At 61.2% G+C, this 17622-nt stretch carries 11 protein-coding genes; 5 read left to right on the top strand and 6 right to left on the bottom strand.

The genetic code is table 11. From position 1 onward, the window contains the following. Positions 1-311: 311 nt before the first annotated feature. A complete protein-coding gene (locus tag B5527_RS33895) occupies positions 312-1766 on the bottom strand; it encodes a caspase family protein (protein WP_172842746.1) in 1455 nt (484 codons plus the stop codon). Positions 1767-2353: 587 nt separating this feature from the next. On the opposite strand from B5527_RS33895, the gene B5527_RS33890 reads away from it, so the two are divergent. From B5527_RS33890 to B5527_RS33880, 3 genes are all read left to right on the top strand, one after another. Beyond that, positions 2354-3871, top strand: coding sequence for an amidase (locus B5527_RS33890; RefSeq protein ID WP_079605379.1), 1518 nt, complete (start codon positions 2354-2356; stop codon positions 3869-3871). 32 nt (positions 3872-3903) lie between these two features. Then, positions 3904-5211 (top strand): MFS transporter, encoded by a 1308-nt coding sequence (locus B5527_RS33885; RefSeq protein WP_079607713.1) that lies wholly within the window; start codon positions 3904-3906, stop codon positions 5209-5211. Between the two features lie 183 nt (positions 5212-5394). Continuing rightward, positions 5395-7152: a di-heme-cytochrome C peroxidase gene (locus B5527_RS33880; RefSeq protein WP_079605378.1), complete on the top strand. Its 1758-nt coding sequence runs from the start codon at positions 5395-5397 to the stop codon at positions 7150-7152. Between the two features lie 39 nt (positions 7153-7191). Here B5527_RS33880 and lon read toward each other — a convergent pair whose 3' ends face one another. From lon to B5527_RS33865, 3 genes are all read right to left on the bottom strand, one after another. Next, entirely contained in the window at positions 7192-9597 is a 2406-nt protein-coding gene (gene lon / locus B5527_RS33875) for an endopeptidase La (RefSeq protein ID WP_154072669.1), read from the bottom strand. Positions 9598-9605: 8 nt separating this feature from the next. Then, positions 9606-10013 carry an Hsp20/alpha crystallin family protein gene (locus tag B5527_RS33870; protein ID WP_079605376.1) on the bottom strand — a complete coding sequence of 136 codons (408 nt, stop codon included), beginning with the start codon at positions 10011-10013 and terminating at the stop codon, positions 9606-9608. A 136-nt stretch (positions 10014-10149) separates the two neighbouring features. Beyond that, complete coding sequence (locus B5527_RS33865) at positions 10150-10638, bottom strand: hypothetical protein (protein WP_079607712.1); 489 nt, start codon at positions 10636-10638, stop codon at positions 10150-10152. 279 nt (positions 10639-10917) lie between these two features. Between B5527_RS33865 and B5527_RS33860 the strand changes: the two genes are divergently transcribed. Continuing rightward, positions 10918-12777: a phospholipase D-like domain-containing protein gene (locus B5527_RS33860; RefSeq protein ID WP_079605375.1), complete on the top strand. Its 1860-nt coding sequence runs from the start codon at positions 10918-10920 to the stop codon at positions 12775-12777. Positions 12778-12801: 24 nt separating this feature from the next. Here the strand turns inward: B5527_RS33860 and B5527_RS33855 are convergent, their stop codons facing one another. Next, a complete protein-coding gene (locus B5527_RS33855; protein ID WP_079605374.1) occupies positions 12802-13788 on the bottom strand; it encodes a Bug family tripartite tricarboxylate transporter substrate binding protein in 987 nt (328 codons plus the stop codon). A 211-nt stretch (positions 13789-13999) separates the two neighbouring features. On the opposite strand from B5527_RS33855, the gene B5527_RS44800 reads away from it, so the two are divergent. Continuing rightward, positions 14000-14176 carry a hypothetical protein gene (locus B5527_RS44800; protein WP_154072668.1) on the top strand — a complete coding sequence of 59 codons (177 nt, stop codon included), beginning with the start codon at positions 14000-14002 and terminating at the stop codon, positions 14174-14176. Between the two features lie 98 nt (positions 14177-14274). Here B5527_RS44800 and B5527_RS33850 read toward each other — a convergent pair whose 3' ends face one another. Then, positions 14275-17421, bottom strand: coding sequence for a multidrug efflux RND transporter permease subunit (locus B5527_RS33850; protein ID WP_079605373.1), 3147 nt, complete (start codon positions 17419-17421; stop codon positions 14275-14277). Positions 17422-17622: the final 201 nt, after the last annotated feature.

Below are 17622 nucleotides of genomic sequence, written 5' to 3'. Positions count from 1 at the left end.
GACTTCCCACGTTTCGAACGTTTTCCAATAGCCGACACCCTCGACAGGTTGCCCACGATGGTCATATGCCTGAACGTAAACTTGATGCTCAATGGTCGCTGAGTCGAAAAGCGGACCGAAGGGAGGGTCGTCTGCGCGGGCTACGTCGATTGCTGCGCCGAGTGTCGGGGCGACACCTGCTCTTCGGCGCGGGTAGATCGCGGCCGACATTGTGGGCGTAAACGCCTCTCACAGCTTGGTGTAACGAGGGAGGCGATTGACTAGGTGCCCATTCTTGTCACCTAAGACAAACTCCTAATCTCGCCTCAAATCTAAATTGAGCCAGTTCGTGCGCAAGCTTCTCGTCGAGCAAAGCCCTTCACAAGTTTTCTACAGGCACGATAGCGATCTTCCATGGTTGATCCGCCCACGGTGCGTGGCGGTGTCGAAGCGGTGGGAGTTTCGTTTCTAGGCAATTCAGGTCTGCGAGCATTAGATCCCCGTACCTTGTTTGGTTCACACATATTGTCATTGCCCACCTTGAACCCAGCCTTGCAAACAATCTCGACACAGTCGTCGCCCTTAGCTTTGTAGCCACGCTCGCAGATCAGCGGACAGACGCGATCTTTCTTGCCGCGAACGGCATTAAGGGCATCGAGGCTCGCAAACTTGACGTCGAATGTTGTTCTGGCTTTCTCGTTAAAGAGGCTAAGAGACCTTTGTGCTGCAATATTCCAATTGCCATCATTGATACCCCTACTACAGCCAACGCGGCGCAATTCTGCCAGGAGTAGCCGAGGAATGTCTCCCGCGGCGTTCTGGTCCGCCGTCAAGCGAGCGCCCGGCGAGGCAACGGAGGCGACTTGCGTTGATTTCAGTTCAACGAGTCGTTGGCGAACTTCGGCGGCGTGGGGGCTGTATCCATAATGCTTCAGAAAGTCTTCGTACAAGCTCGCATCGCTTGATGTTCTAATTACCTCCCAGACTCGCTCGTCTTCTGTAGACGCGGGCACCTCGATTGGGGCTCGTGTTTCTTGCGCTGGAGCACTTGCGGGTGGCCTCAGATAGATCGCTTCTTTCGAAAGCGAGCCGTAAACGAATGGTTGCTGCTCGCGCTTGGTAGCCAACATGACCTCGTCACGAACGTTCCGAAACAGAAACGATATTTCAAGGCCCGGCGTTTCGATGTTCCGAAGCAGTGCCGCGGTGAATGGGCTATTTCGCCCATCCCCATCGTTGGCCGTAGTGCCGTCGCGGGCTGCGTAAGCTACCAAGACATTGTCGGTAGGTTCTGTTGGAGCCAATCCGCGAGCCACCCCCCGGGTACTCAGAGAACGCTTCATGTTTGCTGCGAACGGATTGTTGCGGCATGCATCGAGGATGATCAAGCCAAGCTGCCGCGCTTTAGAAACCTGTAAATTGACTGACCTCAGACTTACAGCCTCGCTTTCGATATCAGTATCGCTTCGCAATTCGGCATCCGTCGGAACGAGCCAATTTTCTCCCCCAGCTTCCATTCCGTGGCCCGCATAAAACACGACTGCCATCATGGATCCCTCTGCGGCACGGCCAAATTCGACCAATGCCTTTCGCATGTCGGCAGCGGTTGCGTTGTTTAATTGAGTGACCTTGAAATCAAGCCGCTCCAGTGCATTAGCGATATCGGTCGCATCCCGCGGCGGATTGGGAAGTGCCGGTACTCTCTCATATGCGCCGTTGCCAATCACGAGGGCTACGCGGTCGGCAGCAAGAGCCGGTACAGCGAAAACGATGAATGCGGAAAACATGAAGGTGAACCGCCCCCATCTCATGGCCGTCTCCAAATGATTAGATCCAGTGAAGGACTATTCACAATGTCTACCCCAACGGCGAACGATACGTCGATTGCAATCTATAGAAGAGCCGCTTGAATGTGATTTAAGTCACACTATCGTCCGCGTTGGACGGGACGATGATTAGAAAAAGAATCGCTGCCCGCGATGGCGGGCAGAAACTCTACTGCGATGAAGCCTGCGGCACGTGGAGGGGACGCAAGCACTGGATACGAACTGTAGCTGTCGAGAAGCAAAACCCTTGTCGCATATGCACTGCGAAGCGAGCGCGTTCGACTTACCGAGGCCCGCTCGCAATGGTCGATGTCAGATGCTTGAACCCTGGTCGGTGTCGACCTTGGCACGAAGGATCTGACATAAGCTTACGAGGCTAAGCTGGTCCAATCCTCATGACGCGAGTGTTGTCGATTGTATACTGAATTAGAGCAAAGAACGTCACCAGCCTAGCAAATCCCACGTGTTGCGCATCATTCCGTACTGTATATAGTATACAAAAATAACATTGAGCCGGCTTGTGCTGATCGGCGCCGGGAGGAAACTGCTTGAGTACTTTAGACCTGCCCTGTCCTGGCGACAGCCGGGACCGTCTTTGCTTTGCGCCGCTCTGGCGCGCCGTGCAGTGGCTGCAGTCCGGGCAAACCAGCGCGGCCGAACTGGTGGACGCTTGCGAACACGCCTACCGCGCCGCGAACCCGACCGTGAACGCGATGGTGGTGGCGAATTTCGAGGGCGCTCACCGCGCCGCCGCCGAAAGCGACCAGCGCCGGCGCGCCAATGCCGCGCTCGGCGCGCTGGACGGCATTCCCTTCAGTATCAAGGAATCCTTCGACGTGCAGGGGTGGCCCACGACCTGCGGCAGCCCCGCCTACGCCACGCCTTGCGCGAGCCAGGATGCGGTTGTGGTCGAGCGCCTGCGGGCGCAGGGCGCGGTGCTGCTCGGCAAAACCAACGTGCCCCTCGGCCTGCGCGACTGGCAGACTTACAACGCCCTCTATGGCACGACCCGCAATCCGCGCGACCCGAGCCGGACGCCGGGCGGATCGTCGGGAGGTAGCGCAGCGGCCGTGTGCGCGGGTATGAGCTTTTTCGACATCGGCTCGGACATCGGTTCGTCGCTGCGCAATCCGGCGCATTACTGCGGTGTGTTCTCGCACAAGAGCAGTCTCGGCATCGTGCCGTTGACGGGCCACGGAACCGCGGCCCCCGGGTTCGCCGCCCAGGACGTCAACGTTGCCGGACCGGTGGCCCGCAGCGCGCACGACCTCGAATCTGTGCTCCAGACCATTGCCGGGCCCGAGGCGGACGAGGCGCTGGCCTACCAGCTGACTCTGCCGCGCTGCGCGCATGCGGCGTTGAGTACGTTCCGCGTTGCCGTGCTCCCCAGCCACCCCTTCGCCGAGGTGGACGCGGAAGTGAGCGAGACCATCGAAGCGCTCGGACGCTGGCTGGAGAGTCAGAATGCCAAGGTCAGCTGGCAGGCGCGTCCCGACATCGATGCCGTCGAGCTGTGGCACGTCTATATCCTGCTGCTCCGAGCCACCACTTCCATCTACATGGACGACACAGCCTTTGCCGCCACGCTCGAGCGAGCGGATCCGTCGTCCACCGACCGTAGCTATGCGGCCCTGCAATTCGTCGGCGCCGGCATGCACCACCGGCGCTGGCTGCAGCTGCAGGCGGCGCGCAGGCGCTTCGCGCGGGCATGGCAACAGTTCTTTTGCGACTACGATGTGCTGCTGTGCCCGGCCGCCGCCACTAGCGCGTTCCCGCTCAACGAAGCGGGCGAGCCGTGGCAGCGCGTGCTGTCCGTCAACGGCAACCCGCAGCCGATGACGACCCAGTTGTTCTGGGCCGGGTATTCCGGCCTGTGCGGTCTGCCGTCGACCATGGCGCCGATCGGGCCGGGGCGCAGCGGACTGCCGGTCGGCGTGCAGATCGTCGCTCCGCGCTTTGGCGATCTGACGTCGCTGCGCTTTGCCCAGCTGCTGGAGAGTCACGGTCACGCATTCCAGCCGCCGCCAGCAGTCACGCCGCCGGCGCAAGACGTTCACGGCCAGTGAGGCCCACGCACAACCGCAAGGAAGGAGCTATGATGCTGGATTGGTTCAAAGAGCTGTCGCGCATGGAACGCAAGGGCTTCTATGGCGCGTTCCTCGGACATGCGGTCGACGTGTTCGATTTCATGATCTATTCGTTCTTGATCTCCACGCTGCTTGCGCAGTGGGGCATGAGCAAATCGCTGGCGGGCGCCATCGTCACGTGGACGCTGGTATCGTCGCTCGTGGGCGCGATCGGTGCGGGGCTGCTGGCGGACCATTACGGTCGCGTGCGCGTGCTGCGCTGGACGATCATCGTGTTCGCGGTGTCTTGTTTCCTGTGCGGCATGGCCAATTCGCCCGCGCAGCTTCTGATCTTCCGCACCATCCAGGGGCTGGGCTTCGGCGGTGAATCGTCGCTGTGCATGGTGCTGGTGACGGAGATGATCCGCAATCCCGCGCACCGAGGCAAATATTCCGGCTTCACCGCGAGCAGCTATTCGTTCGGCTGGGCCGCCGCCGCGATCGCCTATGCGATCACCTTCAGCTTATTTGCGCCGGAGATTGCCTGGCGGGTTTGCTTCTTTCTCGGCATCCTGCCGGCGTTGGTCGTGGTATATTTGCGCCGCAATCTGGAAGAGCCCGAGCTGTTTCTCAGGAGCCGCGCGCGGCAGAACGGACCGTCGCCGGCTCAGGCCTTCGCGCGCCTGTTCCGCAAACCGCTGCTGAGCAAGACGGTGCTGTGCAGCCTGTTGTCCGGCGGCATGCTGGGAGCGTATTACGCGATCGCCACCTGGCTGCCGACCTTCCTGAAGACCGAGCGCGGCTTGTCCGTCTTCGGCACCAGTTCGTACCTGGTCGTGACCATCCTCGGTTCCTTTGTCGGCTACGTGGCCGGCGCCTACGCCACGGACCGCTGGGGCCGCCGCCTGACCTATATTGTCTTCGCGGCCGGCGCCTTCGCGATGGCGCTGGCGTATATGGTGATCCCCGTCTCCAATACGTCGATGCTTTTCCTCGGCTTTCCGCTCGGGATATTGATGCAAGGCGTGTTCTCCGGCATCGGCGCAACTATCTCGGAGTCGTATCCGAACGACGTGCGCGCAACCGGCTATGGCGTGTCCTACAACGCGGGCCGTGTCATCGGTTCGTTCTTCCCGCTGTCGGTGGGATGGCTGAGCAGCGATGGCACCTCTCTGCCGCTGGCGATCGCCATGGTGTCCGGCGTTGGTTATGCCATGGTGATATTGTCCGCCGCGCTGCTGCCGGAAACCACCGGCATCGAGCTGGGCGAGACAGCCGGTGAGGGCGTAACCGTTCATGACGAAGGAGGCCAGCAGGCGCCCGCGGGCCGGCTGGCATGATCGCGGCGGCGCGGTTTGGGGTAGGCTCCGGCGTCGCCATCGCATTTGCCAGAGATCGGTACCCACCGCGCAGCGGCGATTCTTCGAATTCTGCACCGCGGGTTGTTCTGAAACAACACAGCTAGACATTGCAGCACGAACGTCGCATCCTGCCAGGCCTGACAGCGGCTGGGCGGGGTTGGCATGAACCGGTTCGAATTGAAGTTGATTCGATTCGTCGCATCTGCATTCGTGGCGGTTGTACTGCTCTCCTGGACCGATCGCGCGCCGGCGCAGCAGACCGCGCCGGCATCGCCAACTCCCCAACTAACTTTCGCCGATCAGGGATGGTCGACCGCCGACCGCGAGGCCTTCTACACGACGTCGCAAGGCTCGCGCATGATTCCTTATGATTGGTTCAAGGCGTTGCGCCGGCTCGACGTGGACGCGCCGTTCGGCGCCGACCAGTTGCAGCGCTACGGCTACCTTCCTAACACTGGTTCCAGCAAGAACCTGCCGGTCGGCTTTGTCGTCGACGAACGGCCGTCGCCGCCTCAACTCGGCATGACCTGCGCCGCCTGCCACACCGGACAGCTTGAATATCAGAAGGACGGTACGATCCATCAACTGCGCCTCGACGGCGCGCCGGCCAATGCGGATTTTCAACTGTTCATGACGGATCTGCTCGCGGCCACACGCGCGACATCGCGCGACGCCGCGCGGTTCGACACCTTCGCCAAAACGGTGCTGGGTCCGAAGTTTTCCGCCGCCAAAGCGGCCACGCTGAAAACGGACTTCGACGCCTGGGTCGCGCAATTCGGCGAATTCATGGACAAGAGCCTGCCGCCGACGCCGTGGGGGCCGGGGCGGCTGGACGCGTTCAACATGATCTTCAATCGCGTCGCCGTGCGCGGGCTCGGACTGCCGCAGAATTTCGCGATCGCCGATGCGCCGGTGAGCTATCCGTTCCTGTGGAATGTGTCGAAGCAGGATCACACGCAGTGGACCGGCAGTGTCGAAAACGGATTGTACATCCACGCGCTGGCGCGAAATACCGGCGAGATGTTCGGCGTCTTCGGAGAGTTTAGCCCGAAACGAATTCCAGCGATTCCTGTCCCGATCATTCTGTATGATCACAATTCCGCGGATTTTGCCGGCCTGCAGACGCTGGAAGAGAAAATAGTGGCGCTGAAGCCGCCGCCATGGCCGCGCGATATCTTTCCCATCGACGATGCGCTCGCCGCGCGCGGCAAACCGCTGTTCGAGACCAATTGCGGCGGCTGTCACGGCGAGCACGACTCGAAAATCGTGCTGGACGCGTGGGCCACCCCGGTCCAGTCGGTCGGCACCGACACCAAGGTAGCGGACAACGCGGCGAACCGGACAGTCGATTCCGGAAAGCTCGAGGGCTCGCTGATGCCGAGACCGATTGGCGCCCGGTTAAAAAATCCCGCCAAGGCCACCGAAGTCCTCGCCAATTCGGTGGTGGGCAGCCTTCTGGACGCGGCCCTGAAAAACCAGAGCGGAATTCGGGACGCGATCGCCCTGGATTTGGCAAAGGCGGGAAAGAGCTCCGCCTCTCCCGTCGAGAAGGCGAGCTTTGTCAGGGAAAACCTCAGCGAGCTGTTCCGTGTGCCCCCGGACGCCCCGAAGGGCGCTTATGAGGCGCGCGTCTTGCACGGCATCTGGGCGACCGCGCCCTATCTTCACAACGGCTCGGTGCCGAACCTCTGGGAACTGCTGACCCCACCCAACCAACGCAAATCCAGTTTCATGGTGGGAAGCCGGCTGTTCGATCCGAAAAACGTCGGCTATGCGACCGATCAGTCGCCGTTCAAGAACGGTAATTTTGTAGCCGATCCCGCCAATGCCAACGGCAACGGAAACGGCGGGCATACCGCCGGGACAAATCTCAGCGAGGACGACCGCCGGGCGATCGTCGAGTATCTGAAGACGCTCTGAAGCACCGTATTACAATCGCTCGCAGGTCCGGCTATTATTTCACCTGGCAGCTACGGCTGCAGGCGTACTCGTTTCAAACGCTTCGGCGATGGCATCATCGACGCGCTCGAGCCAGACGAACTCCAGTTTGTCACGGGCGCCCTGTGGAATTTCATCGAAGTCTCGCCGGTTTCGCGCCGGCAACATCACACGGGTCAGGCCGGCGGCCGCGGCCGCGACCACTTTCTCCTTGATGCCGCCGACGGGCAGCACCAGACCCCGCAACGATATCTCGCCGGTCATCGCCGTGTCGCTTCTGACGGTGCGGTTGGTGAGCAGGGAGGTCAGCGCCGTAAACATCGCGACGCCGGCGCTCGGACCGTCTTTCGGCGTGGCGCCTGCGGGCACGTGGACGTGGATCTCGCTTTTTTCAAACAGCGAGGGATCGATGCCGAGCTGAGCGGCGCGGCTCTTCACCAGCGTCAGCGCCGCTTGCACGCTTTCACGCATGACGTCGCCGAGCTGGCCCGTGAGGATCAGCGCGCCTTTTCCGGGAACGCGGGTCGCCTCGATAAACAGGATATCGCCGCCGACCGGCGTCCATGCCAGTCCGGTCGCCACACCGGGGACACTGGTCCGCATCGCGATCTCGCTTTCGAAGCGGGGTTGGCCGAGAACGGAAGTGAGATCCTTGGCGAGGATAACAACCCTGTTCGAGCTGCCTTCGGCGATCTGCACCGCCGCATGACGCAAGGCCTTGCCGATTTCGCGTTCGAGAGCGCGAACGCCGGCTTCGCGGGTATAGCCCTTGATGATGAGCCGCAGCGCCTCGACGTCGATCTCGGCCTGTTCCGGCTTCAGGCCGTTGGCTTTGAGCTGACGGCGGACCAGATAGCGCTGCGCGATCTCGAGTTTTTCGTCCTCGGTGTAGCCGGGCAGGCTGATGATCTCCATGCGGTCCAGCAACGCTCCCGGAACCGTATCCAGCAGATTGGCGGTCGCTATGAACACGACGCGCGACAGGTCGAACGGCACGCCAAGATAGTTGTCGCGAAACGTCGAGTTCTGCTCCGGATCGAGAACTTCCAGCATGGCCGCCGATGGATCGCCCTGAATGCCGCGCCCCATCTTGTCGATCTCATCGAGCATCATGACGCAATTGCGCGATCCGGCTTTCTTGATCGCCTGAATGATATTGCCGGGCAGCGCGCCGATATAGGTCCGCCGGTGGCCCCGGATTTCCGCCTCATCATGGACGCCGCCCAGGCTGACGCGAACAAACGGACGATCCATCGCCCGGGCGATCGACTGCCCGAGCGAGGTCTTGCCGACCCCGGGCGGGCCGACAAAGCAGAGGATCGGCGCCTTGCCGTGCGGCGCCAGTTTTCTGACCGCCAGATATTCCACGATCCGGCTTTTGATCTTCTGCAGACCAAAATGATCCTCATCGAGAATCCGTCGCGCCTCCGGGATATCGATGGTCTTCTCCGCGGGCAGCGCCCATGGCAGTTCGATCAGCCAGTCGAGGTAACTGCGAACCATGCCTGCCTCGGCGGCGGCTTCCGGCATGCGTTCATAGCGACGCACTTCCTTGCGCGCCTGGCTTTCCGCCTCAGCCGGCATCTGGGCCTTGGCGATGGCCTCGTTCAGCTCCGCCACCTCCTGGGTCTTGCTGTCGCCCTCGCCCAATTGGCGCTGGATGGTTGCCATTTGCTCGCGAAGGATGGCCTCGCGCTGGCGCTCATCGAAGGTGGCTCGGGTCTTCTGGCCGATCTCGTTGGTCAGCCGCAGCACTTCGAGCCGCTCGGCCAGGTAACGCGAAACCTTCTCCATTCGGAGCGAGAGGTCGATCGTCTCCAGAATCTCCTGCTTCTCCGGTGGTTTGATGTCCATGTAGGACGTCGCGAGATCGGCGAGAACAGCCGGAGACGTGACCGACTGAAAGGCGCCAACGAGTTCCGGCGGCGCCTGGGGCAGCAATTGAATCGCTTCGATAGCCTGCCGTTGCAGGTTCAGAAATCGGGCCTCGATCTCCGGCGAACTCGTGGTGGGTTCCGGAATTTGAAGAACCCGGGCCGCCGGGAATGGCGTGCCGGGCAGGTAGTCAAGAACGCGGGCACGCTGAACCCCCTGGCAGATGATGTGATGGGTTTCATCCTGCCCGGCAATGTAACGTACGATATTGGCGACCGTGCAGACCCGATACAGATCGTCGGGGCCGGGATCGTCCACCTCGGTATTTCGCTGCAGCAGAATTCCGACCGGCCGCTGTGCGCGCAGCGCCTGTTGCGCGGCGGCGATCGATTTCGGCCGCGCGATGGTGATCGGGGCGACGATACCCGGAAACAGCACGACATTGCGAACCGGGATGATGATCAGGGCATCGTCCGGGATCGGGACGGACTCTGGGTCAGGCGTGGTGGCGTGAGACGAGGCAGCGGCGGGTTCGTCGTTGACTGGCGACATGACCATCCTCACACGGATTTTGACAGGCGCAACCCGATGCACCCGTTCGTTGCGAAGCGGCTGACGGCATAACGGCCTGGGGGCAGTGCAATGCGGCGTTCGAAACGGCCTTGCGGGAGTTCAAGCCGGTGAATCCTGGCATCGCGCAACTCCGCCGGCAGCACACGGCGTCCGCTGATGACAAGGGTCCCGTCATCGATGATGGCTTCGACCTCTTCAGGATCGACGCCGGGCAGCGCCACGAGAATGAGGAACTCGCTGTCGGTCTCCAGCACATCGATCGGAGGTTCCCAACTGGGTTCCCGCATGCCGGCTCTCGATTGCAAGCTGAAGAACTGCTGATGCAACCGTTCGGCGCGTGCCAGCGAATCGATCGCCTCGGACAGCATCCAGTTGACGGGATTCTTCGTCGACATTTGTTCTCTCCCGTTATTCGAAACGACCGGGTCTATTTTCGGAACGCCATGCAAGATCATCAAGCGCCTGCGAGAATAGTTCTACGCCCGCGCCCGTCAATCAGGAGGGAATAAGTGGGGCTGCGGCATGGCAGTGCTAGGATGTCGCGGAAGCATCGGCGTCGGCCCGGATTCGCGCAATGATGCCGGCGGCAATCTGCATGGTGGTGCCGATCGCCCAGCCGAAACCGAGCAGCAGGACCGAGCGTGCGCTTGCCGTCTCGTCGAGAATAATGCTGGAAACGGACACCACCGCCGCCACCGCCGCGAGGAAAGTACCGGCCGCGCTGAGCAGTTCCACGGTATCCGCCCGGGAACCTGGCCCGCGCCGCAGCGGCAGGTGCATTCGGTGATCGGGAGGAGCCGGTGGCATGTCGATTCCGAGATAGAAGCCGGCGGCCCCGTAAACCATCATAGCCAGGACGGCGGCAGCCGAACCGATCAGCTCGATGTCGGCCCTTCCGACATGCACAGCGACAAACAGCCCGCACGAGGTTCCGGTCAGGGCGAGCCCGATCCGTTCCAGGACATGCGCCCACCTGCTGACGATGGAGCGGCTGTGCCAAGGGTCGCTGCGCTTGATCATTTGATCTACCTGCCCGGCTGAATTGGGAGGCGGTTGACAAAGGTCAAGGCCGATCCGGGTTTCGTCTTCGGCTTCGTTGAGCCTGCGGCATCGGCCCTCGAACGCCGGAGCGGCCGCCATAATTTTCGATGGCGGCAATGTACAATTTGTGATTGTATTGGAGCATAACGTGTCGCTTAAGACACAGTTTTTTTGCAAATGCCACTTGGTCGTCAAGTCGAGATAGCTTTCGTCGAGGATCGACCGTAGCCGCGGGTCACACCATTTCAGGAGCCAACAATGGCGAAGAAATCACGCGTTGCGAAGAAATCACGTGCCGGCAAGGCTTCCGTCGTCGCACCCAAAGGGGGGGTTCTTGCGCGCGCCTATACCTCGCCGACGCTTGTACTGCTGGCGATGGATTGGCCCGACGGCGCCAAATTCGGCGATTTTCTGGGCTTTTCCATCTTGCGCGCTCCCGGTTTTCATCCGGGCGAGAAGGACGGCTACCTTGTCAACAAAATCTCGTTCTCGGCCCCAACCGAAGACAGTGCTCCGCTGCCCAGCAATCTCGCGCCGTTCCAAAAATTCATGTGGTGGGACGCCGGCATCAACGATGCCGATCGCGGCAAGACCTTTACCTACACGATAACCCCCGTTCGCGGCACCGGTCCCAACGACCTTGCGGCTGTTGCAGAAGCCGCGACGACCGTCACGGTGCGGCTTCCGAACGTGGAGGAAGATGGAATTTCAACGTGGTTCAATCGGGCCGTCGTGAGCTCGCAAGCCTTTAAGCGCGAATTTCCCGATCCGGAAAAGCAGATCGACGATGTCATGAAATGGCTGGCCAACGGCCTGCAGACTGCTTTCCCCAAAATTCTCGCCAAGGCCAATGAGGTCAATGGCGCGATCTATCATCTGACCGACAAGGAATGGGTGATGCCGTCGTTGAAAGGCTTCAAGGGCAAGCTCTCGCTGATTTACGAGGATCGCAAGAATGACCAGACCGACGCGCCCGCCATCAAGCAATTGAAGTCCGCCAGCTTCGAGGGGAAGGGGCGATCCAAAACCAACATCATGCACGACAAGTTCCTGGTCGATGTCAAGAACGGACGCGTGCTGATGGGCTCGGCCAATTTTACCCCTGAAGGCCTGACCTGCCAGGCGAACCTGCTCCACATTTTCAATTCGCAGCAGCTTGCGCAGCTCTATTCGAAGCGCCAGCTGCTGCTGCGCGGCGATCCGACGGTGGCCAACACGGCGGCCGGGGCGGCGTGGTCGAAGCCGATCAAGATCGGCAGCGCAACCGTCAGGTTATTCTTCTCTCCCGAGCCGGCCAATAAACGGGTCTCGATCGACACGGTCGTCAAGGCAGTCAAGGCCGCCAAAAGCTCCGTGGCGTTTTGTATGTTCGATCCGACCGACCCTCAGCTGATCCGCGCGCTTCTCGCAACGGGAGACCGGGGGAAGCTGCTCTATGGCATGCTGAACAGCATCTCCGACCCCTCTAAATCGAAAGCGGCGAAAAAGGACAATCTTTCGGACTCCGGCGAAGCGCCGCGTGCGCCCTCCGAGGCGACAACCGTGAAAGTGGAGCTGTTCAATCGCTCGCGCAAAGACAAGAAAGTTCTTGCCTATTCCTATTTCCGTCCCGGAGACACGCCTGCGGGCTTTCTTCCGGAGTTCAGCACGGTCGATCTCAGCAGTCGCTCGACGCTGCCGCCGCCAAAGTCCGGTAAAAAGGGCGGACCACCGGCTGTCCATATCCATCACAAGTTCATCATCATCGATGCCGATACGGACCAGCCGACGATCTACACCGGCTCTGCCAATTTGAGCAAAAACTCAACCAATCATAACGACGAGAATTTGCTTGAGATTACCGGCAGCACTGCGCTGGCGCGAACCTATCTCGCGGAATTCATGCGGATTTACGAGCATTACCGGGCACGTGCGCTCTGGAACATCGCGCACCCCGCGGCCGCCAAACCCTCGAAATCCGGATCGCGCGTCTCGAAGAAGAAGGCACTGCCGCCAGCGGCCGCCAAGCGGATCGAGCAGACGTTCACGCTCAAGAAGACCAGGGACGCCTGGGTCAAGGACGCCTATAAGCGGGGAACTCCCGCCTACCTGGAGCGCCAGACCCTCGCGCATGAATAGACGGAGACCGATCGAGGTGAGACGTCACTCCTTCTTCTGTCCCGACATCTCCACGACCTTGCGCCAACGCTCGGTTTCTGCAGCCAGCATGGCGGCGAATTGCCTGGCGTTGCCCGTGATCGGAATGGCGCCGAGTTCGCCGAGCCGCGCCTTGATGGCGGGGTCGGCGAACGCCGCGTTGATTTCCCTGTTCAGGAGATCGACGATTTCCCGCGGCGTGTCGTGCGGACCGCCGACGCCGTAGAACGAACTGGTTTCATAACCGGGCAGCGTATCGCCGATCGGCGGCACATCGGGCAACGTGTCCGAGCGATCCCGCGTGGTCACGCCGAGCGCGCGCAGCTTTCCCGTTCGCACCAGTTCGAACGACGAGGTGACGTTGTCGAACATGCCCTGGATCTGGCCGGACATGACGTCGGTCAGGCCCGGAGCCGATCCGCGATAGGGTACGTGGGTGAATTGAACCCCGGCCATCGCCTTGAACAGTTCGCCGGACAGATGCAGCGAGGTCCCGATTCCGGAGGAGGCGATGCTCAGTCTGCCCGGATTGGCCTTGGCGTAGGCGATGAACTCCGCGACGCTGTGGACCGGAAGGTCGTTGTTGACCACCAGCACCAGCGGGATGCGGGCCACGCCGGCGACCGGCATGATGCCCGTTGCGAAGTCATAGGGAAGTGCGGGGTCGAACGACGCGTTGATGGCGTTGGCCGTGCTGGTCAGCAGCAGGGTATATCCGTCCGGAGGCGAGTTGATGACGGCCTGGGTGCCGATGTTGCTGCCGGCGCCCGGCTTGTTTTCAACAACGAAGGGCTGGCCCAGCCGGTCCGACAGGTGCTGGCAGATCAGCCGCGACAGCACGTCGGTCGCGCCGCCAGCCGCGTAGGGGACGATCCAGCGCACCTGATGGGACGGGTAAGCCCGATCAGCATGGGCCGATGCCGTCCATCCGGCACCGAGCCATGCCAGTCCGGCGCGCCCCGCCGAATGCAGGAATGCTCTTTTGCTGATCATCGGCGTCTCACAATTCATTCAGCCCAACATCTCATTCATCGCAGAAATATGTTTGCGCCGCACCATTTTCTGCCGGTGTGGTAAACCCTTATGCCGCAAGGGTTTGGCGTCACCGGCCGGCGAAACCCCGTGTTCGGCCGAGGCACGTGCTTAAGATCCGTTAACCCATTCGGGCAGATAATCGAATCGACGATTCCTGAAGGAGTTCTCGATGTCGAAGTTTGCAATTGGCGAGACGGTCGATAAAGCAACCGACGACCATGAGGCCGGCACCGTCGTCGCCGTGTTTCCGACCACGGATGGCAACTTTCGGTACGCCGTCGATGTGGAGGGGTATGGCGCCCTGCAGTTTTTCAACGAGGAAAAACTGGTCGTTCACTCCGACTGATTTCCCGGGCGTTACCGAAACGCTGCACCGAGATGCCAACGAAGCGTCTGGCGCAACGGCCAGGTTCCCGCCCGCACCGCCGGTGAAGGTAAAAACGGTTATTCAGCGGCTTGTTTAACCGGAGGGACCGTCGTGGCCAACTGGGATTCATCGGGCTTTCGGGTTCGAGTCCAGCGTGCGATCGCGTTCGAGAAATTGTCGAGATAGAGATACACCACCGGCGTCGTGAACAGCGTGAGCGCCTGGCTGACGATCAGGCCGCCGACCATCGCGTAGCCGAGCGGCTGGCGGATCTCCGATCCGGTGCCGGTCCCCAGCATCAGCGGCACGCCGCCGAGCATTGCCGCCATCGTCGTCATCATGATCGGGCGAAACCGCAGCAGCGCGGCCTTTCGGATCGACTGTTCCGGCGACAGATGCTCGTCGCGTTCGGCCGAGATCGCGAAGTCGACCATCATGATGCCGTTCTTCTTGACGATGCCGATCAGCAGGATGATGCCGATCAAGGCGATCAGGCTGAAGTCGAAACCGAAGAGCATCAGGATCGCCAGCGCGCCGACGCCGGCCGAGGGCAAGGTCGAGAGAATAGTCAGCGGATGGATGTAGCTCTCGTAGAGAATGCCGAGGATCAGGTAGACGACCACGAGCGCCGCGAGGATCAGCAGCGGCACGGTACCGAGCGATTGCTGGAACGCCTGCGCCGTGCCCTGGAAACTTGAACTGAGCGTGGGAGGCGCTCCCATCTCCACCATCGCTCCCTGCACGGCGTTGGTCGCCTGCCCGAGGGCAACGCCCTGCGCGAGGTTGAAGCTGATGGTGATCGCCGGGAACTGGCCCTGATGGCTGATTGACAGCGGCCGGACCGGCACGCTGGTCCAGGTCGCGAACGTCGACAACGGCACCTCATCGCCGGTCAGCGGCGATTTGATATAGAGCTTGTTGAGCGTGTCGAGGTCGCCCTGCAACTCGGGCAGGATTTCCAGGATCACGTGATAGCTGTTGAGCTGGGTGAAATACTGGGTGACCTGGCGCTGGCCGAATGCGTCGTACAGCGTGTCGTCGATCAGCTGCGGCTGGATGCCGAACCGCGATGCGGCGTCACGATTGATCGTCAGCGCCAGCGTCGTTCCCTGGGTCTGCTGGTCGGTTGCGACGTCGCGCAACTCGGACAGGGTTTGCATCTTGCCCAGGATCTTCGGCGCCCATTCGTTCAACTCGTTCAGATTTGCATCCTGCAGAGTGTATTCGAATTGCGTACGCGTTGCGCGTCCGCCGAGCCGCACGTCTTGCGAGGCTTGCATGAACAGCTGCGCGCCCTGGACCTTTTCGACCTGCGGTCGCAGCCGCGCGATGATTTGCTGCGCGTTGGAATTGCGCTCGCTGCGCGGCTTCAGCGTAATATACATGCGGCCGGTATTGAGAGCGCTGCCGCCGCCGCCTATGAACATGGCAATGCTGTCAACATCGGGATCATGCTGCACGATGTCGCCGAGCTCCTCCTGGTGCCGCTTCATGTCGGCGAAGGAAATATCCTGCGCCGCCTCGGATGTCGCGGTGAGGAAGCCGTTATCCTGTTGCGGGAAGAAGCCCTTGGGAATGATGACGAAAAGATAAATCGACAATGCGAGCGTTGCGAAGAAGATGCATAACGTCGTCCTGCTCCACCGCAAGGCGCGGTCCAGACCGCGCTCATAGGCATGAAGCATCTTGTCGAACGCGCGCTCGCTCCATTGATAAAACCGGCCGTGCCGCGTTTCGCCATGCGCGCGCAGGAAGCGGGATGCCATCATCGGCGTCAGCGTCAGCGACACGACCAGCGAGACGAAAATAGCCATCGCCAGCGTCACCGCGAATTCGCGGAACAGCCGTCCGATGATGCCGCCCATCAAGAGCAGCGGGATCAGCACCGCAACCAGCGAAATGCTGATCGACACGATCGTGAAGCCGATTTCGCTGGCGCCCTTGAACGCGGCGGCCAGCGGCTTCTCGCCTTCCTCGATATAGCGCGTGATGTTTTCCAGCATCACGATGGCGTCGTCGACAACGAAGCCGACCGCGATCGTCAAAGCCATCAATGAAAGATTGTCGAGCGTATAGCCGAATGCCCACATCAGCGAGCACGCGCCGAGCAATGCAAGCGGAACGGTCACGGTCGGAATGACCGTCGCCCAGAAACTGCGCAGGAAGATGAAGATGACCAGCACCACCAGCACGATGGTGATCAACAGCGTCGACTGCACGTCTTCGACGGCGGCGCGGATGGTCAGGGTGCGATCGCTGATAATCTTGATCTTGATCGCTGGCGGAATCGCGGCGACCAGTCTTGGCAGCTGTGCCTTGATCCTGTCGACTGTTTCGATGACGTTGGCGCCGGGTTGCTTGAAGATGACGAGGAACACGCCTCGCTTGCCGTCGGCCCAGGCGGCTTGCTTTACGTCTTCCGGCCCGGACACCGCCGTGCCGATGTCGCGGATTCGCAATGGGCCGCCGTTGCGGTAGGCGATGATGACGTTGTTCCAGTCCTTTGGGTCCAGCATCTGATCGTTGGCGTAGATCGTATAGGCGCGGGTGACGCCGTCGATGTTCCCCTTCGGACTGTCAACCGTCGTAATCGCGATCTGATTTCGGACGTCCTCCAGCGACAGGCCCTTGGCGACCAGCTTCGCGGGGTCGATCTGAACCCGAATCGCAGGCTTTTGCTGGCCGCCGATAAATACCTGCGCCACACCCGAGATCTGGCTGATCTGCTGCGCGAGCTGGGCGTCGACGGAGTCGCTCACGGTGGTCAGAGGCACGGTGTCGGATGTTGCCGACAACAGCAGGACCGGCGCATCCGCCGGATTGACCTTGCGGTAGGTCGGTGGCGAGGGCAGGTTTTTCGGCAGCTGGCCGCCGGCGGCGTTGATGGCGCCTTGCACGTCGTTGGCCGCGCCGTCGATGCTGCGGTTGAGGTCGAACTGAATCGTTACAGCGGTTGAGCCCAGCGAGCTCGTCGATGTCATCTGGGCGATGCCGGGAATCTGCGCGAACTGTCGCTCGAGCGGCTGCGCCACCGAGGAGGCCATGGTTTCAGGGCTGCCGCCCGGCAACGTTGCGGTGATCTGAATGGTCGGGAAGTCGACCTGCGGCAGCGGCGCGACCGGCAGCAGCGGATAGGCGACCAGGCCGATAAACAGAATGCCCGCCATCAGCAGCGACGTCGCAATCGGATACCGGATAAAGGGCGACGAAATGCTTTCGTTCATGCCTAAAATCCACTGAACGGTTGCGCATCTTTTCCCGCGACCCGGGAGCCGTCGTCAGAGTTCGACAACGAACGCGCGCATTTTCCGCTATGAACAAAGATCAGGGAGATCGTGAATTCGGCAATCTTCGAAAACTGCCGGTGACCGGCAGCATAGTCATTTTTGGAAGGCTTACGCTAACGGAAACCCCGCGAATCCATT

The organism is Bradyrhizobium erythrophlei (genome assembly GCF_900129425.1).
Classification (GTDB): domain Bacteria; phylum Pseudomonadota; class Alphaproteobacteria; order Rhizobiales; family Xanthobacteraceae; genus Bradyrhizobium; species Bradyrhizobium erythrophlei_C.
Note: the sequence above shows the minus strand (reverse complement) of the source record. Positions and strands in the feature narration are given on the sequence as shown.